18 protein-coding genes are annotated in these 25,766 nt (G+C 54.1%); 12 read left to right on the top strand and 6 right to left on the bottom strand.

Annotated elements, in window-relative coordinates; genetic code table 11:
• Positions 1-192: 192 nt before the first annotated feature.
• Entirely contained in the window at positions 193-1,203 is a 1,011-nt protein-coding gene (gene trhO / locus Kalk_RS08900; RefSeq protein WP_101893898.1) for an oxygen-dependent tRNA uridine(34) hydroxylase TrhO, read from the top strand.
• Here trhO and Kalk_RS08905 read toward each other — a convergent pair whose 3' ends face one another.
• From Kalk_RS08905 to ompR, 3 genes are all read right to left on the bottom strand, one after another.
• Complete coding sequence (locus tag Kalk_RS08905; protein WP_158643396.1) at positions 1,204-2,523, bottom strand: ATP-binding protein; 1,320 nt, start codon at positions 2,521-2,523, stop codon at positions 1,204-1,206.
• Between the two features lie 57 nt (positions 2,524-2,580).
• Positions 2,581-4,425: a pyruvate kinase gene (locus Kalk_RS08910; protein WP_199768038.1), complete on the bottom strand. Its 1,845-nt coding sequence runs from the start codon at positions 4,423-4,425 to the stop codon at positions 2,581-2,583.
• Between the two features lie 105 nt (positions 4,426-4,530).
• Positions 4,531-5,271 (bottom strand): osmolarity response regulator transcription factor OmpR, encoded by a 741-nt coding sequence (gene ompR, locus Kalk_RS08915; protein ID WP_101893900.1) that lies wholly within the window; start codon positions 5,269-5,271, stop codon positions 4,531-4,533.
• Positions 5,272-5,527: 256 nt separating this feature from the next.
• On the opposite strand from ompR, the gene Kalk_RS08920 reads away from it, so the two are divergent.
• From Kalk_RS08920 to Kalk_RS08935, 4 genes are all read left to right on the top strand, one after another.
• Positions 5,528-6,820 (top strand): efflux RND transporter periplasmic adaptor subunit, encoded by a 1,293-nt coding sequence (locus Kalk_RS08920; RefSeq protein ID WP_101893901.1) that lies wholly within the window; start codon positions 5,528-5,530, stop codon positions 6,818-6,820.
• Positions 6,817-9,951, top strand: a complete 3,135-nt coding sequence (locus Kalk_RS08925; protein WP_101893902.1) for an efflux RND transporter permease subunit — start codon at positions 6,817-6,819, stop codon at positions 9,949-9,951. The genes Kalk_RS08920 and Kalk_RS08925 overlap by 4 nt, the downstream gene beginning before the upstream one ends.
• A gap of 208 nt (positions 9,952-10,159) precedes the next feature.
• Positions 10,160-12,481: a DUF1631 domain-containing protein gene (locus Kalk_RS08930; protein WP_158643397.1), complete on the top strand. Its 2,322-nt coding sequence runs from the start codon at positions 10,160-10,162 to the stop codon at positions 12,479-12,481.
• 127 nt (positions 12,482-12,608) lie between these two features.
• Complete coding sequence (locus Kalk_RS08935; RefSeq protein ID WP_101893904.1) at positions 12,609-14,942, top strand: Tex family protein; 2,334 nt, start codon at positions 12,609-12,611, stop codon at positions 14,940-14,942.
• An 80-nt stretch (positions 14,943-15,022) separates the two neighbouring features.
• Here Kalk_RS08935 and Kalk_RS08940 read toward each other — a convergent pair whose 3' ends face one another.
• Positions 15,023-16,009 carry an alpha/beta fold hydrolase gene (locus Kalk_RS08940; protein ID WP_101893905.1) on the bottom strand — a complete coding sequence of 329 codons (987 nt, stop codon included), beginning with the start codon at positions 16,007-16,009 and terminating at the stop codon, positions 15,023-15,025.
• 202 nt (positions 16,010-16,211) lie between these two features.
• Here Kalk_RS08940 and gshA point away from each other — a divergent pair, with 202 nt between their 5' ends.
• The 5 genes from gshA to Kalk_RS08970 all read left to right on the top strand — a co-directional run bounded on the left by gshA (position 16,212) and on the right by Kalk_RS08970 (position 20,712).
• Positions 16,212-17,792, top strand: a complete 1,581-nt coding sequence (gshA, locus tag Kalk_RS08945; protein ID WP_233716855.1) for a glutamate--cysteine ligase — start codon at positions 16,212-16,214, stop codon at positions 17,790-17,792.
• A 137-nt stretch (positions 17,793-17,929) separates the two neighbouring features.
• Positions 17,930-18,145 carry a ribosome modulation factor gene (gene rmf / locus Kalk_RS08950; RefSeq protein WP_101893906.1) on the top strand — a complete coding sequence of 72 codons (216 nt, stop codon included), beginning with the start codon at positions 17,930-17,932 and terminating at the stop codon, positions 18,143-18,145.
• Between the two features lie 133 nt (positions 18,146-18,278).
• Positions 18,279-18,770 carry a disulfide bond formation protein B gene (locus Kalk_RS08955; protein WP_324774618.1) on the top strand — a complete coding sequence of 164 codons (492 nt, stop codon included), beginning with the start codon at positions 18,279-18,281 and terminating at the stop codon, positions 18,768-18,770.
• 406 nt (positions 18,771-19,176) lie between these two features.
• A complete protein-coding gene (gene rsd / locus Kalk_RS08965) occupies positions 19,177-19,653 on the top strand; it encodes a sigma D regulator (RefSeq protein ID WP_101893909.1) in 477 nt (158 codons plus the stop codon).
• Positions 19,654-19,764: 111 nt separating this feature from the next.
• Positions 19,765-20,712 (top strand): WD40 repeat domain-containing protein, encoded by a 948-nt coding sequence (locus Kalk_RS08970; RefSeq protein ID WP_101893910.1) that lies wholly within the window; start codon positions 19,765-19,767, stop codon positions 20,710-20,712.
• A 10-nt stretch (positions 20,713-20,722) separates the two neighbouring features.
• Here Kalk_RS08970 and nhaD read toward each other — a convergent pair whose 3' ends face one another.
• Positions 20,723-21,952: a sodium:proton antiporter NhaD gene (nhaD, locus tag Kalk_RS08975; protein WP_101893911.1), complete on the bottom strand. Its 1,230-nt coding sequence runs from the start codon at positions 21,950-21,952 to the stop codon at positions 20,723-20,725.
• A 216-nt stretch (positions 21,953-22,168) separates the two neighbouring features.
• Between nhaD and Kalk_RS08980 the strand changes: the two genes are divergently transcribed.
• Positions 22,169-23,596, top strand: a complete 1,428-nt coding sequence (locus Kalk_RS08980; RefSeq protein WP_101893912.1) for an LVIVD repeat-containing protein — start codon at positions 22,169-22,171, stop codon at positions 23,594-23,596.
• A complete protein-coding gene (locus Kalk_RS08985; protein ID WP_101893913.1) occupies positions 23,577-25,055 on the top strand; it encodes a hypothetical protein in 1,479 nt (492 codons plus the stop codon). Before Kalk_RS08980 ends, Kalk_RS08985 begins: the two co-directional genes overlap by 20 nt.
• On the opposite strand, the gene Kalk_RS08990 is transcribed toward Kalk_RS08985, so the two are convergent.
• Positions 25,033-25,719 (bottom strand): DUF4124 domain-containing protein, encoded by a 687-nt coding sequence (locus tag Kalk_RS08990; protein WP_101893914.1) that lies wholly within the window; start codon positions 25,717-25,719, stop codon positions 25,033-25,035. The genes Kalk_RS08985 and Kalk_RS08990 overlap by 23 nt on opposite strands.
• Between the last annotated feature and the right edge of the window lie 47 nt (positions 25,720-25,766).

Consider the following 25,766-nt stretch of genomic DNA (forward strand, 5'->3'; position numbering starts at 1 on the left):
CCACACGATCAGGGGTAAAACCACAGTATACCCGCAAACAGAAGCTAATTGCCTTTGGCAGCCTTTATGTAATTTTAGTTAACAACCAAGCCTCGCAGGTTGATTCCTCGGCAGGTTCCGTTAGAATGCCGCGGCTTGGTATTCTTACTTTACTAACCGCCCTGGATTTACGCTCCAGACAGCGAGGACATCATGACCCACCCCTCTAACAGCGCCCCCATTGTGGTTTGTGCGCTCTACAAGTTCGTGACATTGGAAAACTTTGAGCAACTGCGCCAGCCACTGCAGGATGTGATGTTGCAGCAGGATGTAAAAGGCACCCTGCTGTTGGCTCAGGAAGGTATTAACGGCACCATCGCTGGCAGCCGAGAAGGCATCGATGCTGTTTTGAACCATCTGCGCACAGACCCACGCCTAAGCCAGCTCGACACCAAGGAATCCTACGACGAAAGCCAGCCCTTTTACCGCAGCAAGGTAAAACTGAAACGGGAAATCGTCACCATGGGTGTGGAAGGCATCGACCCGAAGCGCGTGGTGGGCACCTACGTCAAACCCAGCGAGTGGAATGATCTGATCAGCGATCCTGATGTGATTCTGGTGGACACACGCAATGACTACGAGGTAGAGATCGGCACATTCAAGGGCGCTATCGACCCCAAAACCAAGACTTTTCGTGAGTTTCCCCAATACGTGACGGAGCATCTGGATAAAGACAAGCACAAGAAAGTCGCCATGTTCTGTACCGGCGGCATTCGTTGTGAGAAGTCGACTGCTTACTTGAAAGAGCAAGGGTTTGAGGAGGTCTACCACCTGGAAGGTGGCATTCTTAAATATCTGGAGGAGGTTCCTCAGGAAGAGTCACTGTGGCAAGGCGAATGCTTTGTATTTGATAACCGGGTGACCGTAGATCATCAACTGCAGAAGGGGCATTTTGATCAATGCCACGCTTGCCGTCGACCGATCACAGAAGAAGACAAACGCTCGCGCTATTATCAGGCCGGTGTCAGCTGTCATCACTGTTATGATGAATATTCAGAAGAACAGAAACAGCGCTTTGCCCAGCGCGAAAAGCAAATCAAGTTGGCCAAAAAACGTGGCGAACAACACATCGGGGGGGATCAGCAGGCGCTAATCGAGCAGCGCCGCGTGGCGAAACTGGCGCAGAAGAACGCCCAGCGGGAACATGATCGCACCTCAGGATAATTACCGTAGCCGCGCCATCATCGAGTCCGGCGGCACCAGATCACCGGTCACCGGGAAGTGGGCAATGGCCTCCAGGCCACCCCCTTCCCGGTTGCGCAGCTGCACTCGGCCGTGATGCATATCCACAATACGTTTGACGATAGCCAACCCTAAGCCTGAACCTTTGGTGGTACGACTTAAATCACCCCGCGCGAATGGCTGAAACAGCTCGTACATTTCCTTCTCGGTAAGCCCAGGGCCACGATCGGCCACCACCACACAAATTTCGCCATCCTCCATACCGCTGCGAACTTCTACTTCCCCTCCACCATGACGAATGGCATTTCCAATCAAGTTGGCAAACATGCGCTTAAGTGACAGCCGCTTTAAGGAAATACCCGGTAGCTGATGCAACGCGGTATTGATGTTGCGATCTTCTGATTCAAACTGAGCCACTACTTCCACAATGACTTCGTTGAGATCCCCCACTTCCGTTTGCTCATCGCTGCCGTCACGCACAAATAGTATGAACTGATCCAGTATCGCGTTCATATCCTCGATATCGCGAATCATGCCATCGGTGAATTCCGACTCGCCCAACAGCTCAGCGGTGAGCCGCATGCGCGTTAACGGGGTGCGCAGATCGTGTGAGATGCCCGCCAGCAATAGGGCACGCTCTCGATCCACCCGTTGCAGGTTCTCGCTCATCTGGGTGAACGCCTTGTTCACTGCACCGATTTCCCGCGAGGTGTTTTCCAGCAGAGCCCCCTTTAACGGCTCACCACGGCCAATACGACGCGCCGCCATCTCCAGGTTTTTCAGGGGCCGGTTTAACTGCCGCACAAAGAAGGTGCCCAGCAAGAAAGCCAGTGCGGGTGTACCAATCAACCAGGCAAGAAAGGCGATGGCTTCGTAACGACCAAAATTCTCCAAGGGAAAACGTACCCATAGATCACCCAGCTGATGGGTGCTGACCCACAACCCTGCCTCTGGTTCGAAGCCCAATCGAACCTCACCCCCGTGCCCGATGCGATTACGCATTGGATCAACAAAAATACTGCCGAACAGGCCCTCGTATTCAGGAGGAATGATATCGGGGTCGGCGGTAATTTCGATATCATGTTGTTTTTCCAGGCGCTGCAATAACTCGTTTTTGCGTTCGCTGTCCACCAGGTAGCCGATGGTGTCCATTTCCAGGGCAACCAGTTTGGCGTTCTGTTTTACACCAGGCAGGTAGAGGTAGTATACGGCGAACAATAAGGTCGATGTCTGGCTCAGCAGTATTACCAACCATACAAGCCAGATGGTCCGCCAGAAAGAAGAACGTGGTATGAGTTTCATAAGGATTCCAGGGTGACGCCAGCGGGCCATTATCCTGAATTCGTGGCAGCTGTGCCACTACTGCAGTTTGGCTACGTCCAACGCACGCAGAGTGGCGCGGCGCTTATGATAGTGCTGATCCATGCGGGACAGTATTCCCCCCAGCATTTTCACGGTATCCACAATGTAGGGGCCCTTGTTGAGCATGGCGCACTCTGCCAGCACACTCATCCCTGCATCACTGACTTCCGCACGGGAGGGCACGCCTTGCTTGGCCATGGATTCCAGTATCTGGGTGGCCCATATTACCGGTACGTGGGCCGCCTCACACAACCAGAGAATCTCCTGCTGCACCTCAGAAAGCCGCTCAAAGCCGACCTCTACCGCCAGGTCACCACGGGCGATCATTACGCCCAGTGAGCGACCATGGCGCAACCCCGTCAGCAGAATGCGGGGCAGGTTTTCGAAGGCCTGGCGGTTTTCGATTTTCAGTACCACCCCCATGTCCGGTCGGCCTAGTCGGTTCAATTCCCGATGTAAGGACTCCAGATCATCCGGGTGCCGCACGAAGGATAAGGCGACTATGTCCACCAAATTCACGACCGATTCGAGATCCTGTAAATCTTTTTCGGTCAGCGCAGCAATCGGCAGCTCAGTATCGGGAAAGTTAATGCCTTTTTCTGCTCTTAGTTTGCTGCCGGTAGGCTTGGCGAGGGTAATGCGCAGAATCATCTGCCTGCCATCACAACTGAGCACCTCCGCGCCGATCTTGCCGTCATCAAACCAGACACGCTGCCCTGGCTGCACATGATCAAACGCCTCGGATACGGTGCAATGGATACGCCCGGGTTTCACCAGTTGCCCCGATTGATCACGCTGCTGATGGACGCCGGGAAGCGGATCACGGGTAAGAATGAGTTCATCACCACAGAATAATTCAATGGGCACAACCACATCCGGCAGCCCCATCGGGATGGTAATGGCGATGTTCTTTTCGCCTCGCTTCAGGCACAGCTGGGTATCACTTGCAACGTAGGCGGTGTGGGATAATTCAGCGATGCATCCGCCGGCCTGCACTTGCACCACCCGCAGTTTGCGCCGCTGACCGCGACAATCTACCAATTGGATTCGATCCTGAACCTGACACTGCTGAAGAAAGCCATCCTCCACCAGCAACTGCTTATGCATGCCCGCAGGCAAGGTGTCGCTGGCGCGACTGTGAAGCCATACCCGGCAGGGCTCCAACACCACGCCGTAAATATCCCGGCGCGGTTTAAGCTTGGCCAGGCAGCCACTGCTCTGGATGGGCCCGGTACGCAATTTTGGCCCCGCCAGATCGGCCTGCACCTTACAGGGCAACCCCAACGCTTTGCTGGCCGCACGCTGATTGTCCACCATGGCACGCCAGGCTGAAGCATGATCGTGGGCGCAATTAATGCGCATGACATTCATGCCAGCGGCCACTAGATCATTTACCAAATCGGGGTGAGTCGCCGCCTCGGTGGGCATGGTTACCATAATATGAGCAGCATGTCGGGCGGGCCGCTCCCCCAGCAGCTGCCGAGTGCGCTCTTTAAGCAGCTGGGGCCCGGACAGGTAATCCACCGGCGGCACCGGAGCGTCGCACTGGCGACCCGTGAGGTTCTGCAACAAGCTTAGGACTGCATTGATGTGCGCCAGGGTATAAGGTTCCATCACCGAAAGGGATGAAAAACCGTAGCGGGACAGCGCATGCTGTAATGGGCGAATATCCTGCTGCCGCACGCCGAGATAATGCAGCAGGTTGCAGGCACTGGCCTGCAGGCCCGTTTCGCACTGCAGGATGTCATCCTGAAACCGTTGCTGCATGGCCAGCGCGTCGTTGCGCAGCCCAATGAGATGCTGCTGCAGTTCCAGCAGTAAATCCATATTGGAGGCGATCACAAACCCGTTACCTCTTCTGCGTAAGGGTGCAGAAGACTGAGACTAACGGAGATTTATTGCAGTTTCGGGTATCCGGCTGATTTTGGTTTTTTACTCAACCCCTGCTCAGCTGGCAGTTCCATCGGGCACAAACACGTAGCCTACGCCCCACACGGTCTGAATATAACGTGAGTTTGAAGGATCATCCTCTATCAAGCGTCGCAAACGGGATACCTGCACGTCAATGCTGCGCTCCATGGCACTCCACTCACGCCCCCGAGCGAGGTTCATCAGCTTATCGCGTGTGAGGGGCTCGCGAGGGTGTTGCACCAAGGCTTTCATCACGGCAAATTCGCCAGTGGTGAGAGATACAGCCTGGCCATCCTTGGTTAATGTACGGGTAGACAGATCCAGTGAGAATGGACCAAATGCCACCACAGCCTCCTGCTGCGAGGGGGCTCCCGGCAGCTCTTTCACCTGGCGACGCAACACAGCTTTCACCCGCGCCAACAGTTCTCGGGGATTGAAAGGCTTGGGCAAATAATCATCGGCACCGGCTTCCAGACCATTGATGCGATCAGCATCGTCGCCTTTAGCTGTGAGCATAATAATGGGGATCATATTATCGCCATCCCGCAGGCGCTTGCAGATGGACATGCCATCCTCACCGGGCAACATCAAGTCCAACACCATCAGGGAATATATTTCACGGGACAGCGCACGGTCCATTTGCTCGCCGTCGGCCACGGCTTTGACCAGATAGCCCTGCTCCTCAAGATAACGCTGCAGCAACGCCCGCAAACGGGAATCATCATCCACTACCAGAATCTTCTGTTGCTGTTCCTGCTCGCGTGGGCTGTCTACCATTAGTGTATACCTGCTGATTACTTTCTATATGATGATGGAACCTTCGGGGCAAATGCACCTCAAAAAACCTGTTCCGTGCTCAACCCGCAAAGGTAGCGGGATGCGCCAGCAAAGTCATGCCCCGAATGTGTTACAAGGCGTGATATCTGGTCTAAGGTGTTAGAATTACATCGGTTTTCGGCATTATCAACTATTGCATCAAAATGTTGCTTGCCTTCATTATGGTAAAAATCCTATTAATTATGCGACAGCCTGGATGAACACATTGCTCGCTTACTTGAAGAAAGTACCTTTGCCCCTGATCATTTTCGGGGCTACTGCCCTGCTGATCGTTGCCTTTTGGCTAATGCAGCCCAACCCGGCCAAAAAGCCGGAAGCGGATCTGGTGCCTCTGGTGAACACGTTGTCTGCACAACCTGGCAGCCACCGCCCAATGGTGACCTTGTATGGGCGCCTCGAGTCTCCCCGCGAATCCAACCTGTCCAGCACCATCAACGCTTATGTTGCCAAGGTTCTGGTGGAGGAAGGCCACTGGGTTAAAGCCGGTGATATCCTGGTGGAACTGGAAGACAGCGATGTACGGCTGGCCTATGAGCAACGTCAGGCAGAGCTTGAGGATATGGAGGCACAGGCTGCATCCGAGCAGGCCCGCTACAACAACGATGTGAAATCCCTGGAAGTTGAGAAAGAGCTGGCCGCGCTGTCGCAAAGATCCGCCCAACGCTATGAAAAGCTGGTGGAACGCAACGTAGGATCGGATCTTAACCGCGACGAAGCCTTACAGCAGGCACGCGTACAAACCCTCAGCCTGTACAACCGCGAATACGCAGTTAACGACCACCCGAACCGCCTTAAACGCCTGCAGGCTCAACTGAAAAAAGCCCGCGCCATTCGTGATCAAGCGGCCTTGGATCTGGCCCGGTCTCGCATTGTCGCGCCCTTTGCCGGTCGGGTTACGGCCCTCAATGCCTCCCCCGGCAACCGGGTACGCCCCGGCGACGTCATCGCCACCCTGTTCGATGCTGATCATGTGGAGGTGCGCGCCCAGATCCCATCCCGCTATCTCAATCAGGTGGAAAAAGCACTGGCGGACGACCTGGTGCTGGACGCCACCTTTGCCCTGAATGAAGACCGCGTAGCACTCAACCTGGCACGGCTGGCGGGTGCCATCAGCACCGGTCAGGGAGGGGTGGACGCGCTGTTTGCACTGGAGCAGTCCAATCGCAGCTTTACCCTGGGGCGGGCTGGTGAGGTCTATCTGCACATGCCTCCGCTGGACAACGCATTAGCCGTGCCCCCCACGGCCATCTATGGTCAACAGCGCATCTACCGCGTGGTGGACGGCACACTGCATACCATCATGATCCAGCGACTGGGCGAGGTGATGATGGACAACGGCGAGCGCTGGCAACTGGTGCAGGGCGACATCAAGGCCGGTGATGAAATTCTGATTACCCAGCTATCCAGCGCCGTCGGTGGGCTCAGGGTCAAGCTGGATAAACCCGAATCAGACTCAGAGCCGACCACTTCCGGGCCAACCACAGAATGAGCGAACCCAAAGGCATCATCGCCACCTTTGCCACCCACAGGGTAGCCTCCAATCTATTGATGTTTCTGTTCATCCTGGCGGGCCTGTGGGGCCTGAAACAGATGAACACCCAGTTTTTCCCCAGCTTCGAACTGGAATACATCACCATCTCGGTGCCCTGGAGTGGTGCCAGCGCCGAGGATGTGGAACGCTCCATCATCATCCCCATGGAACAGGAGCTGAAAACCCTTACCGAAGTGAAGAAAATGACCGCCACGGCCACCTCCGGCGCTGGCGGCATCACCCTGGAACTGGAAGAAGGGGTGGACGTGGGCAATGTACTGGATCGCGTCAAACAGCGCGTGGAAGCCATTCGTAATTTACCGGAAGAAGCCGAGCGCCCGGTAATCCAGCAGGTGGAAAGTTTCCAACCCATCGCCAACATCGTCATCATGGGCTCCGAATCCCGCCCGGAGCTGGCACAGCTGGCCCGGCAGTTTGAAAAAGAACTACTGGCCCGAGGCATACGCAAGGTCAACTTTGTCGGGCTGCCCGCCGAAGAGATTGCCATACAGGTGTCCTCCTCTACACTGCACGAAACCGGCTTATCCCTCACCGATATCGCCAACCGCATTCGCCAGAACAGCACCGACCTGCCCGCCGGCACCGCTGCCAAAGATGAAGTCTCCAAACAGGTGCGCAGCCTCAGCCAACAACGCACAGTGCAGGGCTTTGAACAAATGCCGCTGTTTACCGACAGCAAGGGCCGCCTGCTGCGAGTGGGGGACATTGCCGAAGTAGAGCGCCGCCCACTGGAAGACGAACCCTACATCACCGTTGACGGCCAACCCGCCATTGAAATGCTGATGATGCGCACAGAATCAGAAGACACCCTTACCACCGCCCGCATATTTACCGAATGGGTGGAAGACGTGCGTCCGCGTCTGCCGGAAGGTGTTCAGATCAAGGTCTATAACGAGCGTTGGAAGCACCTGCGCGATCGCATCAAGCTGCTGCTGAACAACGGCTTGGGAGGACTGGTACTGGTCATCGCCACACTGTTCCTGTTCCTCAATGTACGGGTCGCGTTCTGGGTTACCGTGGGCATCCCTGTATCGTTCATGGCCACGCTGGCGGTGCTGTACCTTACCGGCGGCACCATCAACATGATCAGTCTGTTCGCCCTGATTATGGCCCTGGGCATCATTGTGGATGATGCCATTGTGGTGGGGGAAGACACCCTCACCCACAAAGAAATGGGCGAGTCCGCCGAGCGTGCCTCGGTGGGAGGAGCCCGCCGCATGTTTGCACCGGTGCTGGCCTCCTCCATGACCACCATCGCCGCGTTCCTGCCCCTTTCCATGCTGGGCGGCGTAATGGGCAAAATTGCCTTCGACATGCCAGTGGTCATCATCTGCGTGATCATAGCCTCTGTGGTGGAGTGCTTCCTGATTCTGCCGGGCCACCTCAATCACAGTTTGCGCAAACAGAAAGAGGCAAAAACCATCGGCTTCAAAGCTAACTTCGACCGCAAATTTGTTGAGTTCCGGGAAAAGCGCCTGCGCGTGGCGGTAAACGCAGCCATCCGCAACCGTGGCAGCGTGGTTACCGCCGGCCTGTGTGCCTTTGTGTTGATGTTAAGCCTGGTGTTCACCGGCGTGATCAAAACCACCTTCTTTCCTGCGGTGGACGGCAACGAAATACGCGCCAATGTGGAATTCCACGCCGGCACCCCCAAGCCCACTGTCGACGCTTTCCTCGATCACTTGGAGGACAGCCTGGAACAAACACGCCAGGAAATTCTCGATGAGCACGACGAAGACATCCTCAATGCCGTCGTCACCTACCACGGCCGCTCCTTCTTCGGTGTCTCGGGTCGGGAAGTCAACCGCGAGTCCGGAGCCCTGATCGTGGATCTGACCACAGGGCAACGCCCCCTGACCAATGCAGAGTTTATCCGCCACTGGCGCAATAACATTCAGCTGCCCCCCGGCATCAACCGCTTCGCCATCTTGCAGCGGGAGGCAGGGCCACCGGGCAAACCCATCGCCGTACGGCTAATCGGCAACGACATTCACCAACTGAAAGATGCCAGCCTGGAACTGCAGAAAGCCCTGGCCCGATATCAGGGCGTCAGCAATATCGATGACGACCTGCCCTGGGGCAAAGAGCAGTTGATCTACGAACTCACCCCCACTGGACGCCAGCTCGGCCTGGACACCGCCACCGTAGGCCGCCAACTGCGGGCCGCTTTTGATGGCAACCTGGCGCAGATATTTCATCAGGACGACGACGAAATCGAAGTGCGGGTCACCCTGCCGGACAGCGAGCGCAATTCCACCCAGACACTTGAGTATTTTCCAGTCACCCTGAGCAACGGCATGACCGTTCCACTGAGTGAAGTAGTACACTTTGATTCACGTCAGGGCATCGAAAAGCTAAACCACACCAATGGCGCTCTGAATGTCACCGTGTCGGCAGATCTGGACGACAAAATTGCCAATGCCAACGAAATTTTCGAAGATCTGAACCAAGGATTACTGGCCGACCTGCAGCGTCGTTACGGCATCAGCCTGGGGCTGGAAGGCAAAGCACAGGATCAACAGGAAACCATCGCAGAAATGCAGATGGGCATGATGATTGGCCTGGCACTGATATTCATTGTGCTGTCTTGGGTATTCTCCTCCTACATGTGGCCCATCGCGGTGATGTCCGCTATCCCGCTGGGGTTGACCGGCTCGCTGATTGGCCACCTGATTATGAACAAAGACCTGTCCATGTTTTCCCTGATGGGTCTATTCGGGCTCTCTGGCATCGTGGTAAACGATTCCATCGTCCTTATATCCTTCTTTGGCCAACTGCGGGAACGGGGCATGAATGTGCACGATGCCATCGTGGAAGCCATCTGCGCCCGCTTCCGCGCCGTGGTGCTGACATCCCTCACCACCATAGCCGGTCTACTGCCCATTCTGTTCGAAACATCACTTCAGGCTCAGTTTCTGATCCCGATGGCCATATCCATCGTATTCGGGCTCGCCTACGGCACTTTCTTGATACTGTTCTTCGTTCCTGCGATGATCACCTACTTAGAGTCGGCAAAACGGATACTTTTCGGCCAAGCCAGCGCTGTGGGTCACGGGGATCAGCTCTAAATAGACCAAAAAACCGACTAAGCACGTTAGCGGCTACATTGTTTAAACATTTTTGGGGCAATTAGGATAGAAACCCGGCGTGGTTTTTGAAACAATCGCCACCCAATACCCGTACCACACCGTTAGTTCAACCGAACCGACATGAACACCTGGGGTCAGGAAGGCAATGCCTCCAACAGATCAGTCATCATTCACAAAAGGGTTTTCTGTGCAAAACCAGCACGACCGTGATCGAAACGGCTCTCTACTTGTGAACATCCAAAGCCGGGTGCTATCGAACCTGTCTGATCTGCTCACCGAATTTTTCCACAAAATGGATGATGCTTTTTTTGATCTGGCGGAACAATCGGCCAGCAATAACGAGCAGAACCTGTATTTCGAAGCCATGCGCGAACTGCGTTTACACGCTCGCGACGTAGACACCGAGTTGCGCAAAGAGCTGGCCTATCAGTTCGACTTGCTGCAGAAACGCCAACGGGATGACGAGGCCGGAAACCACGACTCCGACAACCTGAGCCTGGTAGACAAAAACCGCGTAGAAGTCGACGTTGCCCTGACCAACATCCGCAACAAAATTCGCACACACTATCCAGAGCTGCAATTACAGTTCTGCCGTCGCCTCAACCAGTATCTGGACATCGATTGGCTGAACGAGTCCAACAACCCGCTGGGTTGCGACACCCTGGTGAATGCATTCAGCCGTGCCATCGAAAAACTCGAACTACCGCTGAAAGTTCGCCTTATGGTATTCAAATACTTCGAACGCCAAGTAGCCGAGAACCTGCAGCAAACCCTGATCGAAGCCAACAAAATACTGGCAGATGCCGGCATTCAAGCCGAGCCCAAAAAAGCCGCCAAACCCGCACCGGAAACCACCGAGGCCAATAGCGACTCTAAGCACCACGCCGACCAGCCCAGTTCCGGTCAGCAAACAGCTGAGGCAACACCCCCTACACTGGAACAAGCCTTCGCGTCCAATTACGAATACACCGTGGCCTTCGAACAAGTGCAGGCCATCATGGCCAACTTCTACAAGGGCAGCCTTAACAATCGCCTGTTCGCAGTAAAACAAGGGCAGCCCGCGCCAGAGCTGCATCGCGAGGATCTGCTCAACGTGCTGGCTCGCCTGCAAAGTGCAGAACGCGACTCACTGCAGGATGAAGACCCCACCAACAACCAATACGACCACCAGGATGTCCGCCTGCTGCTGGAGCATCAACTGGCCCACACCGTACGTGAGCGAGGTGCCCGCAAACTGAAGCAAGCTGATGACGACGTCATCAACCTGGTCAGTATGGTGTTCGAATTCATACTCGACGATCACAACATTTCGCCGGAAGTATCCCTGCTACTGGGGCGTCTGCAGATTCCTGTCATCAAGATCGCCCTGGCTGACAAACAATTCTTCAGCAACGTCAATCATCCCGCCCGCCGCCTGCTGAAACTGCTATCACAGGCCGCCATCGGTTGGGAAAAAGAGTCCGTGCTCCAGCGCGACCTATTGATGGAAGAAATTCGCAACGTGGTCACCCGCGTACTGAACGAATTCGAAGTCGATAACCTGGCCCTGTTCAGCGAGCTGGAAAAAAGCTTCTCCAGCTTCCTGATGGAAGAAACCCGCCGCGCCGACACCATTGAAAAACGGGTATTGCAAGCGGCCAAAGGCCAAGCCAAAACCGAGCAAGCCCGCAGCACCATCAACCAGCTCATCAACGATCGTATGCAGGGCAAAACCCTGCCTTCTGTCGTAATCGACATGATTGACGGCCCCTGGCGTGTACTGATGCTGCAACGCCTGATGCGCCATGGCCGTGACTCCGATGAATGGAAACATTGCCTGAAGACCGTCGACGATCTGATCTGGAGCATCCAGCCTGCCAACGCCGCGGCAGACCGTGATCGCTGGGTTAAAATCATTCCCATACTACTGAAAGAAATCTGCAGCGGATTGGAAGGCATCAAACACCCCGGCCTGGAGGTGGACAAATTCCTGTCGTCTCTGTGGGAGATCCACGGCCAGATCCTGCAAACGCCGCCAGACCAGCAACTGCCCAACAGCCGTAAGGTGGATCACACCATATCCGAACCTGCACCGGGAAACCGCAGTGCATCAACGCAGCAGGTGTCGCAATCGGTAACGCCTGATAAGGCCGCAGGCACCCTGTCCGCCATCGAACGCCAGAAGCTGAAGGCCGCAGAACGCCGCGCCCTGCTGGACCCAAGAAACAACATCGACGCTGACTTGCGCAAAACCCTGCTGACCCTGAAAACCGGTCAATGGATCGAAGTACACACTCTGGAAGGCAAAATCCGTCGCTGCAAACTGGCCTACCGGGACGCCAGCTCGGATCTTTATATCTTCGTTTCACGACGTGGCAACAAAGTACTGGAAACCAATCTGGACAGCATGATTCGCATGGCCAACGCCGACGAACTGCGCTTGCTGGAGAACGTCTCCATGTGGGATCGGGCCCTCAGCAACGTAATGAGCCGCCTCAACCGCAACATCGAAGCCGAACCAGCAACCTGATTCAAGGTCAGCCAGCCACTATGGTTCCCCTCGATCAGCGTTTCCCTGCCGTTCCCTACCGTTTTGCCTCCCCATAGGTTTATAATCCCACTCCACCTCAGGTAGTAGCCACGAGAACGATTATAAAATGATCAATATCACTGACATCATTGCCAACGAACTTGGCGTTAATGCCATTCAAGTGAAAGCCGCAGTAACCCTGCTGGACGAAGGCGCAACGGTTCCCTTTATCGCCCGCTATCGAAAAGAAGCCACCGGCGGGCTGGACGACACGCAATTGCGTAACCTGGAAGAACGCCTGCGTTACCTGAGAGAGATGGAAGAACGGCGCGAAACCATCCTCAAAAGCATTGCCGAGCAGGACAAGCTCACCCCAGAGCTGGAAAAGTCCATAAAAGAGGCAGACACCAAAACCCGGCTCGAAGACCTCTATCTGCCCTACAAGCCCAAACGCCGCACCAAGGGCCAAATCGCCCGTGAAGCAGGGCTTGATCCATTGGCCCAAGCGCTGCTGCAGGATCCCAGCCTGACCCCGGAGCAGGAAGCCGAAAAATTCGTCGATGCAGAAAAAGGCGTGGCGGATGTGAAGGCAGCACTGGATGGTGCCAAGTACATCTTAATGGAACAATTCAGTGAGGACGCGGATCTGCTGGCCCGACTGCGCAACTACCTGTTCCAGAATGGCGTCCTCAGCGCCAAAGTAGTGGAAGGCAAAGAGGAAGAAGGCGCCAAGTTCCGCGACTACTTCGAGCATAACGAAGCCCTCAAAAATACGCCCTCCCACCGCGCGCTGGCCATCTTCAGGGGCCGCAACGAAGGTATCCTGCAAGCCAGCATCACCATCGTGCAAGAGGAAGGCATCACCAGCCACCCCTGTGAAGACATGATCGCCCAGCACTTTGAGCTGCGTGATGAAGGTCGTGCCGCCGACAAATGGCTGGGCGAGGTAGTGCGCTGGACCTGGCGCATCAAACTGCTCACCCACCTGGAGACCGAGCTGTTAGGTGATCTGCGTGAACGAGCCGAAGAAGAAGCCATCAAGGTCTTCGCCCACAACCTGAAAGACTTACTGATGGCAGCCCCCGCTGGCCCCCGCGCCACCATGGGTCTCGATCCCGGCCTGCGTACCGGTGTCAAAGTCGCCATCGTGGATGCCACCGGCCAGTTAGTGGAACACGGCACCATATTCCCCCACGCACCCCGCAACCAATGGGATGAGTCCATTGCCGTAGTGGCGGCTCTGTGCAAAAAATACAACGTAGAACTGATCAGCATCGGCAACGGTACCGCCTCCCGCGAAACCGACAAAATGGCCGCCGAAATGCTGAAGAAACACCCAGATCTCAACGCGCAAAAGATCATGGTGAGCGAAGCCGGAGCCTCCGTATACTCAGCCTCCGAATTCGCCGCTCGCGAATTTCCCAAGCTGGACGTTTCCTATCGTGGTGCCGTCTCCATCGCCCGCCGCCTGCAGGATCCTCTGGCCGAACTGGTAAAAATTGAACCCAAAGCCATCGGCGTGGGCCAATATCAGCACGACGTCAGCCAAGCTAAAATGGCCCGCAGCCTCGATGCCGTGGTGGAAGACTGCGTAAACGCAGTCGGCGTGGACGTGAACACCGCCTCCGAGCCTCTGCTGGCCCGCATCTCGGGTTTGAACAAAACCATCGCTGGCAACATCGTCTCTTTCCGCAACCAGAACGGTGCCTTTAAAAGCCGGGATGACCTGAAACAGGTTCCCCGCCTGGGCGATAAAACCTTCGAACAGTCCGCCGGGTTCATGCGCATCATGAATGGCACCAACCCGCTGGATCGCTCAGCCGTTCACCCGGAAGCCTACCCCGTGGTAGAGAAAATCGCCGCCAAAAACAGTCGTGACATAAGCCAAGTGGTTGGCGATACCGGCTTTTTGAAAACCCTGGCAGCCAATGATTATGTGGATGACAGTTTCGGCCTGCCCACCGTAACCGACATCATCTCCGAACTGGAAAAACCCGGCCGTGACCCTCGCCCTGAATTCAAAACCGCTGAATTCAAAGACGGCGTAGAAACCATGGACGACCTCAAACCCGGAATGATACTGGAAGGCGTGGTAACCAACGTCACCAACTTCGGTGCGTTCGTGGACATCGGCGTTCATCAGGATGGCCTGGTACACATCTCGGTACTGTCAGACACCTACATAGCCGACCCCCGTGAAGTAGTGAAAGCCGGTGACATCGTCAAAGTAAAAGTGGTGGAGATCGACCTGCCCCGCAAGCGCATTGGCCTCAGCATGAAACTGGACGAAGCCGCCGGTGAAAAGATCGATGGCCCCCGCCAGCCCAAGGGCAAACACGGCGGCAAAAGCAAGCCCCGCACCAATCAAGCACCGCAGCGTAGCAGCAAAGGGCCAAGCAACGCACCCGGCAAGAGCGGCACCTTTGCCGATCTGTTCGCCAACGCCAAAAAGCTGCGTTAACCTCAAGCTGCACGTGCGGCAACCAGCCAATAAAAAAGCCCTGCTTACTTAAAGAGCAGGGCTTTTTTATTGGTTTATGATCAGTTCAAATAATCCAGAAAGGTCACGATATCCTCAGCCGCCGCTGGCCACTTGTTTTCCAGCAGCACCGTATGGGGGCTGTCATACACCAGCATGCGTTTTTGTCTGCTGTCAATTTGGTCGTAGATCTCCTGACTGGAAGACACCGGCACCAGCACATCATCCTTGCCGTGCAACAACAGCATCGGCACCGTGATATATCGCAACCGTGGCTCCAGATAATCGCCAGCTTCCAGGGTCGTACTGATATAGGCTCCCGGCAGCCAATCGTGGCACACCACAGGGTCATCCAGCAGACGATCTTGCAGTGCGTCATCTTCCACCGCCATGCGCAGGCCTAAATCGGATTCAATCGCCGGAAACGAAGACAGCCCCATCCAGAACCATTTAGCTGAGGTTAAGGTGAAATCGTTAACCACCTCCGGCGCACGAATGCCCATCAACTTGAGGCTGGGTTTATATCCAACCCCACTGGTGATCACACCATTAACCAAAAACTCATATTTGACGGCGGTGTGCATGGCAACCGCGCCACCCAGGCTTTCCCCCAGCAAATAGTTATTCACCTGGGGATAGCGTTTGCGCAGCATCTGCAGCACCAATTTCACATCGTAGGAATAAGCGTCAAAGCTCTCCACATAGCCGCAGCCCTTCAAACCCTCGGAATACCCCCAGCCCTGCATATCAATGGCATATACCCGATAGCCGTTGGCAACCAGATGCTTGGCAGTATTGGCATACAGGCCGCCATGCAAAGAGGTTCCATGCAGAATAATCACATTGGCCTTAGCTGCCGTTGCTGGCTCCCAGGTGCGGGCAAACAAGCGCAAGCCTTCGGCATTAACGATAAACTCTTCACGGTAGTCGCTTCGCTGCTGTAACTGGGTTTCCGGTATCACCGGGCGCGTGCTGCAGCCTGCGGTCAACATCAGACAGAACAACTGCAAACTGATCAACAACAGACCCATCAGGTTTTGACGAATCATGACACACCTCGTTCAGCTCTTTATTTGATAACGGCTAAGTCCCGAATGGGCCTCACTTAAAACAGGCATCCACTATATGAAGCCACCTCTTGCGAGTCAACTTATCAATTTTGTCTCAAGCCTGTTTTGTCCCGGCAATTATCGCCATTTCATTGACCGTTGTTTTCCCGCATAATCCACCAAAACCGCTCGGGACCACTGCGTGAAAAACAAGTTACTGCACCGCCTTGAATCCATTCGCGAGGTGCAACTTCATCGAAGCCTGACCCAAATGCAGCGGGGTCTTGAAAAAGAAAGCCTGCGAATTACCCCTAACGGCCAGCTGTCGCAAACCCGACATCCGGACGCCCTGGGTTCCGCCCTGACCCATCAATGGATCACCACAGACTATTCCGAAGCACTGCTGGAGTTCATTACCCCGGTGTTTCAGGATGTGAAACGGCCGCTGGGATTTTTGAATGACCTGCATCGTTTCACCTACCAGCATCTAAATGATGAACTGCTGTGGGTAAACAGCATGCCCTGCCTGATGGGAGACGAGCTCAGTATCCCCATTGCAGAATACGGCAGCTCCAATGTGGGCCGCATGAAGCATGTTTATCGGCATGGGCTGTGGCACCGTTATGGCCGTTATATGCAAACCATCGCGGGCATTCATTATAATGTCTCTATCCCCAATAACTTCTGGTCGGTATACCATCAACTGGAAAACAGCGGTGAGCCACTACAGGATTTTATTTCCGAACAATACTTCGGCCTGATTCGCAACTTCCTGCGTAACGTGGGCCTGGTGGTGTATCTGTATGGCGCATCGCCTGCCGTGTGCGGCTCCTTTCTGCAGGGGCGTAAGCATCAGCTGGAAACCTTTCAGCAGCACACCTGTTACATGCCCTACGGCACCTCCCTGCGCATGAGTGATCTGGGGTACCACAATGATGCTCAGGCCGGCCTCAACATCTCTTACAACTCCCTGCCGGAATACGTTCAAACACTGCAACATGCCATCCGTACCCCCTATGAGCCTTACGCCAATATGGGCGTGAAGAAGGACGGCATCTATCAGCAGTTGAACACCAACATTCTGCAAATCGAAAACGAGTTTTACAGCAGCATTCGCCCCAAACGGGTTACCCGCAGCGGTGAACGCCCCACCTGCGCCCTGTCTGATCGTGGCGTGGAATACGTCGAGCTGCGTTGTGTGGACCTGGATCCATTCAGCCCGTTGGGAATCACCGAATCCCAGATCCGTTTTCTGGACGTGTTTGCAGTTTACTGCCTGTTGGAGGACAGCCCACCGCTGAGCGAACAGGAACAGCAATGCAACAGCGACAACCTGCAGGCCATTGTGAGTCAGGGCCGCGACCCGGATCTGAAATTGTCGTCCCCCTGCACTCAGGCACCGTTTCGGGAATGGGCCCAGGAACACCTCAACAAAATGCTGCACGTAGCTCATCTGTTTGATCAAGCTCACCAGCACACCGCTCACAGTGCCGTGGTAAAAGCGCAAATGGAGAAACTGATCCATCCGGATCAAACGCCCTCTGCCCGCGTCATGCAAACCCTGTTCGACAATGATCAATCATTCTTTGAATTTGCCATGAACAGCGCGATCGAGACTGCCAATTATTTTACAAAACAACCGCTTAGCTCAGCCGAAGCCAGCGCTTTCAGCAAAGAGGCGCGCCGTTCCACTGAAGCACAGCGCCGTTTAGAGTCGGAAGATGATGTCTCATTTGAGCAGTATTTGAGTAGTTTCTTTGCTCAAGATGCCCTGAACCCCTAGGGCTCGCAAAAAATTCAATGACTTAGCGTGACTTCCTAGAATTCACTGCTAACATTGGATGTAGGTGCAGGATGTAAGCATCATATTTGTAGTGAACGCTATGAAGACCGCGCAGATTAGAAGAGGCTTGGAGCCCTATGAGCATCAGCGAAATTGATCAGCAAAACTGGAGTATCGAGGCCCTGAACAAGGCCTACCGTCAAGGGTATATGTTCGGATTAAGTGGTGAACCGCAGCAGGCTTGCCCCTACCACTCCGATGTTATAGCTGCCGCCTGGGAAGCAGGCTGGAGCGATGGTAGTTCTCAGGCCACCCAGATCGGCTTTAAACGACCGGAACGCGCCATCGCGTAACGGAATTTTCCCCAGGGACTGGGGTCAAAGGTCACAGACTTCTTGCCGGTTATGGTTATAATCGGCACGGGATGCCTCCCCCGCAAAATAGCATCCCGAAGACTGATTCAGGAACATAAACAGGAACGTGACCTTGCCTTCATATCGAATTCTTAACGCACTGGGCGTGCTCGGTGCTATCACTTCAATATCCTTCGCCTATTTTTACCTGCAGAAACACCTGGGTCTGGAAGCCTGCCCTTTATGTCTCATTGATCGCGGCATCGTGATCGCCATCGGTTTCTTTTTTCTGCTGGCGTTGCTACACAACCCCGCCAAAATCGGCCAACGACTTTATTCTGCCTGTGCTTTGATCTTCAGTGGATTAGGCATCGCCGTCTGCTGGCGTCACCTTTGGTTACAGAACCTGCCCAAAGATCAAATACCGGAATGCAGCCCAGGCCTGGATTACATGCTGGAAACCTTCCCCATCGGTGAAACCTTGCGCACCATCTTCAACAGTGCCGGAGAGTGTGCAGAGATCCAATGGAGCTTCATGGGCCTGTCCATTCCCGCCCAAACCATGCTGGTTTTCATCGGTTTTGCTGTGCTGTCCCTCTATCAAATTCTGCGTAAAAACGGTTAATCGACCGTTTTTACGCAGCTTTGTGCCCATCCAATTTATACCTTGTTTTCATAAAAAGAATTACTTCCATTACATAAACCTCGTTTTTCCGCCCCAAAACAGAACCAAGCCAATAATCAATTTTTGTCAACGTGAATATACGCTTTTTGCATCGGTCTAAATGGCTTGCCCGCCCCTGCTAATTTGCATATTCTCGAAACTCCACCGACCCAAAACGATTTTTGTCGGTGGGCGATTTCCCTGTGGAATCAACGACAATTAGACGAAAAGCCTTTATGGCACCCTGGCTTTCCAAAGCCAAAAAATGAAAGAAACGATCATAATCGTTTCGTTGTGTAAAAGGGTAACAGTGCAATGAAGCACACACCCACAAAACAACCACCATGCAAATGGGGAGAACAGAAACATGCTGACCGAAGTGAAAAGCACCATCGACGAATGGGGCAATGTGGACAAGATGATCAGCCGTTGGTTACTGGAGCGACAGGAACTGATCGTGCTGTATTGCAAAGTTGACGGCTTAAAGCAGTTTTCCACCCAGGACACCCCTATCAGTGTCCGCGTTCAGGCCCTGTGTGACGTATTGATCGACTACGTCTCTGCCGGCCATTTTGAAGTGTATCAACTGCTCATGAAAGAAGCCGAGCAGTTCGACGACGACTATCACAAAACCATCGACCGAATTTTCCCCCTGATTCAACAATCCACCGAACTCGCACTGGACTTTAACGATCGCTACTGTTCTGCCGAGCTGTGTGAAAAGAATCTTGAACAGCTGGCCCGAGATCTGAATAAACTCGGCGTTAAGATGGTGGAGCGCTTTGATCTGGAAGATCAACTGATCGATACCCTGCACAACTGCCATCGGGATATGGTTGCCTAAGCAACGCATCCACAAACAATTTCAATAATAAGAGAGAGCCAGGTGCTCTCTCTTTTATTTTTGTCTACACTGTTTTTATAACCCTTTGCTCACGCTGAAGAAAATCACATCATGCGCGTTCTGATCACGCTTATATTTTCCCTGCTGTTGGTGGCCTGTGGCGATTCCCCCAGCCGCGAATGGGAAACCACCAGCAATGGTGCCTACACTGCATCCCTGAGCCCGGATGGGGAGTACGCCGTGATTGGCTCGGTGCAACACGGCGGCAGCCTGTGGCGACTCAAGGATGGTGAACGGCTCTACAACTGGAATCACGCCAACGGCCAGTTTTCCAAACTGGTGGCCAGCACCTTTTCCACCGACGGCCGCTTCGCCCTCACCGCTGAGCAAAAGCGTTTTGTCATGTGGGAGGTCTCCACCGGAAAGCCCGCCGGGTTCTGGCCTGCCGAAGGTGGCGTGCTCTCTATGGCGCTCTCTGATAATGGCCGCTACGCCATCATCGGTCAGGAAAACTACAGCGCCCTCTACGTCGACACGGCAAACGGTGCCATTCTCAGCACACTGACGCATTCAGGTGATATCAACACCGTCGCCATCAGCGCCAATGGCCTGATAGGGGTAACCGGCTCCGAAGACGGCATTGTGAAAGTGTGGGATCTACCGGAGGGCAAAGAAACCTTTGCCTATCAATTGGGAGACGACGTCAGCGCCGTGGCCATCAGCCGCGATGCCAGCCTAGTGTTCGGCAGCCTGTACTACGGCAAAGGCAAGATCTGGCAGGTAAAAACAGGCAAAGAAGTATCGAGCGTAGGCCACTTTCGTACCACCATCACCGCCGCCCGCTTTTCCAAAGACAATAAAACGCTGCTTACCGGGTTCACTGCCCGCAGAATGGTGCTGTGGGATGTTGCAACCGGAAACACTCTTAAGAACTGGCGCGCACAAGCCCCTCTGTTCTGGCGGCCCTCTGGCTTAGTGGTGGGCGATGTTGCCTTTACCAACACCCCCAACCAATACCGCAATATATTTTCTAACGGCTTAATTAATGAGTGGCGCTAAACCTGCCGCCTTACAGCAATACACTCACCAGCACCACGCCTGCAAAACCTACGCTGTAGGCCACCAATAAATAACCTGAATAACGCAAATAGGCCACGAAAGTCAGTTCTGGAATCTTGCTCATGGCCACCACGCCCGCAGCAGAGCCAATGGCCAACAACGATCCACCCACGCCCACCGCATAGGTCAGGGTCAACCACTCCGACAGCTCCATATCGATGCCCGACTTCAACAGTGCAGCAGTGAGCGGCACGTTATCAAACAACGCAGACAACAAGCCCACTACATAGTTAGCGGCCATAGGCGGCAGGTATTCATACAAACGGGGGAAGTAAGACAGCACACCCAACTCTTTGAGCATCCCCACCAGCAACAACACACCCAGGAAGAACAGCAGCGTATCAAACTCGATACGGCGCACATAATCGAGGATAGGCTCATCGCGGTTGATAAACTGCACCACCATAAACATCAACGATAAGCCAAACAGGAATGACAACACCGGGGGAATATCAAAGGCAATATTGCCGCCAATCGTACCCAAAATAGTGAGCAGAAATAACGCCCCCACGATCAGGTCACCACGATTAAACACATAATTCTGCTTTTCGAACTGCAGCTCCTCCTTCATGGAACGGGAAAGCAACCAGGACAGCACCAGCACCGCCGTCACATCCGGCAAAATCAGCATCAATAAATCCGGAATCGCCACCTTGTCGGCCAGAAAGATCATCAACGTAGTCACATCACCGGTGATCAGGGCAGCGCCGCCCGCGTTAATGGAAAACACCACCAACACCACATACCGCAGCAACTTCTCCGTGGGCATTTTCAGGCTTAACAGAACGGTGATACACACCAGGGTGCAGGTCACATTATCGGCCATGGATGAGAACACAAAAGCGAACAGACCGGTAATCATCATCAGCGTGCGTTCAGTCATGCGCCGGGGCAGCATTCGATTCACCAGCCCATCAATAAGTCCCTTGCTGGACAGATACGCCACGAAGGTCATGGCTGCCATCAAAAACAGCCACAGGGTCGCGATGTCCAGCAGGTTTTCATTGAGGGCATGCATCAGTTCGCCCGACGCCATATGGGCGGGCGGCACCATAAAGTACAAAACCCACACCAGCGAACCAAAGAACAAAGTCGTTTTGGCTTTATCAATATGAACCAGATCTTCGATGACGATGGAGACAAAACCCAGAGCCACCAGGACAAGCAAAAGCGCTGACATCACACATTCCTGCTAGTTTGAATATGGAAAAGTGCGCGGATTCTAGCCCATGGCTGCCCCTGAATCGAGCGACAGATGATGTCGTTTTGTGAATACACCCATCAGCGCCCGACCAAGGTCTCAAGCGGCTCCCTCCAGACGCTTCAGAATTATTGAACTATACTCATATTTTCAATATGTTACAGTGGATATAGCTGAGCGGGAAAGCCTTACAAAATGAACCGATTTGTGTCCTCGGGACTGATATTAACAGTATTGATGGTTATCCTGTTGGGACGCTGTCATTACAACAATGCCTCTACTAATCTAGCGATATCATCGTACAGTGTGATCTCTACGGTACTGAGCGTCAGAACCCAGATCGATCACTACTACTACGAGTATCAGGAGCTACCCGACAGCAATGCAGCCATCAGGCAACCCGAGCCGAATGAGTTCTCCCGCAAAGTGCCACAATTACAACGCCTGGAAGTGTTGCCAGGGGGCAAGTTATTCGTACAGCTAACGGCGCAAAACGAAGCGCAACCGATCGAATTCACCTACACGCCGACGATTGACGACAACTACCGGTTAAGCTGGACCTGCAGCTCCTACAACATCACCCAGCATTGGCACCAATTGCTGCCAGATCTGTGCGGTGATGCACCTGCCCCCGTTGATCTGACTGAAGTCTCGCAACACGCCGAGCAACAAGCCGCAGCCGACCACTACATAGAACAACTCAGTTCGCAGCAACGAGGCATCGAACAGACCAAACCCGCCTTTGATTGCAGCGTCATCGAGCAGGCCAACAGCGATTTTCTCTACATCAATGGAAACCAGGTAGAGTACTGGGAACTGGGTGCCCAACCTCAACGCCTGTTCTCATTCCCACGGCCTGAGCTGGCGCATCAAACCGCCCACTGGGCACTGGCCGGCAACGCCTATCTGTACGTCAATAACCGCCTGCAGGTATTCAGCCAGGCACAACCGAAAGGCTCCAGCACCCAGATCAATCTACTGAACCCCTACCGTTGGCAACACGCAGGCACCACGCTATTGGCCAATTCCGGGGTTGGGCTTACCCGAATCGATCTCTGCCAGCCCACACCAAAAGTGAAAGATAACTACCTGCTGGAGCTGGGTGCCTTTAATCAGATAGAAGACTTCCTGATCATCGATAAGCTGATGTTTCTGACCGCACTCGAAGCTCATCGCGGCAACACGTACTCAGCACTGCAAATCGTCAGCTTAAAATCCAACCGCGCTATTGGCTTTCTCAAACTGGAGGGCAACAGCGGAGGCATCGCCATTAATGGCCGCCTGGCGTACGTCGCCAACGGCAGTCACGGCATCGCCGTGGTGGACATCTATGATCTCACCATACCACGGCTGTTGAGCCGGGTTGCCACTATGGACTATGCCAGCGACCTGATCATTCTCGATGACCACCTGATCGTAGCCGACCGGCTGGCGGGGCTTAAGGTTTTCCAAATACAAGGGGAAAGCCTGCAGCTGACACAAACCCTGCCCACCGCACAGGCCGCCATTCAGATAAAACCATTACAGCCGCCGTATTTTTCCATCAGTTTCAAAAATGGCAGCAGCGCTTTATATCAGTGGTATAACAACAAGGTGATCACCGTTGAACTTGACGCACAATAAAAAGATTCGGCTGGTATCGACCATCGCCATCGTACTGATAGTGGGATGGCTCTTACTGCTGAACCATCAGCATGAAGTACAGAAGAAGCAACACGCAGAAGTCGTCACGGCTGTGGCCCGGCTGAAGCAGGAGTTTATCGTGAGCTATTTGGCGCAAGGTGAATTTCCCCGCAACAACAAACAGGCCAACCTGCCCCCACCAGAGCAATTGACCATCGGCCCCATCAAAGAACTGGTCGTGATGCGAGACTCACGGTTATTTATGGCACTGCAGTTCGAGGACGGGCCGAAGAGTACCCTGTTTCTGACTCCGGAGATGAACAGTAACGATCAATTCAGTTGGTTCTGTCGCTCCCCCAACCTCAGCGAGGAACTGAAAAGCACTCTGTTCCAGGGCTGCCATGTCACCACCGAGAACCTGTCTCTGGCCCAGGCCAGTGCCCTGCAATATGTGCCGCGCCGCAAATCAAGAACACCTGAGCCCGAAAAGCTCGACATAAAGCTGCCTCCTGCCCCACCAAAACAGGAGCCGACAGCGGAACTGGACGTTAAGCCCTGTGAAGACACCGACTCGAAACAGCTTTTGGTACACGATGATGGCATAGGCATCTGGGACTTCACCGATGGCCCGACCCTGAGCGATTTTATACCGCTCAACATCAACCGCCCCCAAGGTATCGCCGCCAGAATCGGCAGCACCCTGTTTGTGGCCCAAAACAGCTATATCTGGTACGCCGACACTAAACAGAAACCCATCACATTGCAAAAATCCAGCGTCTGGATCAAACCCGGCACACAGCTTTTCAGCACGGGTCGGCAGCTAATATGGATCACCCCCGATAACCTGATGTTTGTGGGAGATGTCTGCTACCCCCCCAATATACGCATCATCCACGATACCAATCTGCGACTTTCCGGCAACCGCAAAGTCGTAAACCTCACCATCGCGGAAGGGCAGCTGCATGTGTTGAGCCGGTATGAATCGGACTGGACGAACAGCAGCACATTGAACATCTACCGACTGAAAGAAAACGGTGCCCTGGTGCATCAGTTCAATTTCAACTTTCGTGGTAATGCCAACAGCATGTATCGGTCGGAACCTTACTTGTTGATCGCAAATGGTCGTGATGGCCTGTCGATTAAACAACGCACATCCGATCATCGCTGGATGGAAACCGAATCGATCTCGGCCGCCGATTTCATCATGGATGCCGTGCTCAAGGAGAACACCCTATGGGTTGCTGACCGCAGCGCGGGGTTGATTGTCTATCGGCGTCGGTCGGAAAAGGCTCCGTGGGAACAGGTCGATCAAAAAGAGTTTGATTTCCCCGCTTTTCATCTGCAGTGGTTCAAGCATGGCATACGGGTGAGCAGCGCCACGCGGCACGCCTGGGTTCCACACCAGGCCCCACAAACAGCCCGCATTCTGCAGCCTACTATTTCACCCGGATCTGGCTAACTTTATATTCCAGCTCGTATAACTCATCCTGGTATTCGTGATAACACTCGCTCCAGCGATCCCACAGGATTTGTGTGCCCGGTTGATTGGGATCACGATAGGGTTGTGAGCCACAGCGCTTATCACGCTGGGATTGAATGCGGGATATTTCCTGTTGCAGCTGCTCGGATTCATTTTTAAGCGTCGTTTGCGCCTTCTGCACATCACCTTTCTGGTTGTCCACCCACTGCACAGCACATTGCAGATCCCGCTTCCGCTGCCCCGCCTCCGATGGATCACGGTTCAAATTATAACGGTTCATATGCAGGCGGAAACGCACATCATTCAGGTCTGTATCCCCTTCCAGCTCCCGCGTCCAAGTGTATTTGTATTCCCCCAATTCAAGGTATTCTTCGGGGTTCTTGGGGTTAACCACGGGCAGCTCAATCTCGCCACAATACTGCTTTTTGCCCACCGCTCGAACCTGGGATGCACTCTCCCCGTCCACATTCATTTCGGCTACCTTCAGTGTGCTACTTTGGTCTTGCTGCGGCTTGGGTTGAGGAGGAAACTGGCTGTAGGTGACGCTGCCATTCTCATCCACGATTTTGTACAGCTTGGCGGCCTGAGCGGAGCCAGACACTAAAACAGATAAGCAAATGAAGATGGCAAGTCGAGCAGTCATAATAGGTGCGCCCCTACTGAAAACGAAAACAGCACAAAATGGCTATA

This window comes from Ketobacter alkanivorans (genome assembly GCF_002863865.1).
Classification (GTDB): domain Bacteria; phylum Pseudomonadota; class Gammaproteobacteria; order Pseudomonadales; family Ketobacteraceae; genus Ketobacter; species Ketobacter alkanivorans.

What these genes read in the sequence shown, in the direction of transcription:
- trhO (WP_101893898.1), top strand. Translation starts at nt 193, where the DNA reads ATGACCCACCCCTCTAACAGCGCCCCCATTGTGGTTTGTGCGCTCTAC.
- Kalk_RS08935 (WP_101893904.1), top strand. Translation starts at nt 12,609, where the DNA reads ATGATCAATATCACTGACATCATTGCCAACGAACTTGGCGTTAATGCC.
- Kalk_RS08940 (WP_101893905.1), bottom strand. Translation starts at nt 16,009, where the DNA reads ATGATTCGTCAAAACCTGATGGGTCTGTTGTTGATCAGTTTGCAGTTG.
- Kalk_RS08990 (WP_101893914.1), bottom strand. Translation starts at nt 25,719, where the DNA reads ATGACTGCTCGACTTGCCATCTTCATTTGCTTATCTGTTTTAGTGTCT.
- ompR (WP_101893900.1), bottom strand. Translation starts at nt 5,271, where the DNA reads ATGGTAGACAGCCCACGCGAGCAGGAACAGCAACAGAAGATTCTGGTA.
- Kalk_RS08905 (WP_158643396.1), bottom strand. Translation starts at nt 2,523, where the DNA reads ATGAAACTCATACCACGTTCTTCTTTCTGGCGGACCATCTGGCTTGTA.
- Kalk_RS08970 (WP_101893910.1), top strand. Translation starts at nt 19,765, where the DNA reads ATGCGCGTTCTGATCACGCTTATATTTTCCCTGCTGTTGGTGGCCTGT.
- Kalk_RS08920 (WP_101893901.1), top strand. Translation starts at nt 5,528, where the DNA reads ATGAACACATTGCTCGCTTACTTGAAGAAAGTACCTTTGCCCCTGATC.
- Kalk_RS08925 (WP_101893902.1), top strand. Translation starts at nt 6,817, where the DNA reads ATGAGCGAACCCAAAGGCATCATCGCCACCTTTGCCACCCACAGGGTA.
- rmf (WP_101893906.1), top strand. Translation starts at nt 17,930, where the DNA reads ATGAGCATCAGCGAAATTGATCAGCAAAACTGGAGTATCGAGGCCCTG.
- nhaD (WP_101893911.1), bottom strand. Translation starts at nt 21,952, where the DNA reads ATGTCAGCGCTTTTGCTTGTCCTGGTGGCTCTGGGTTTTGTCTCCATC.
- rsd (WP_101893909.1), top strand. Translation starts at nt 19,177, where the DNA reads ATGCTGACCGAAGTGAAAAGCACCATCGACGAATGGGGCAATGTGGAC.
- Kalk_RS08980 (WP_101893912.1), top strand. Translation starts at nt 22,169, where the DNA reads ATGAACCGATTTGTGTCCTCGGGACTGATATTAACAGTATTGATGGTT.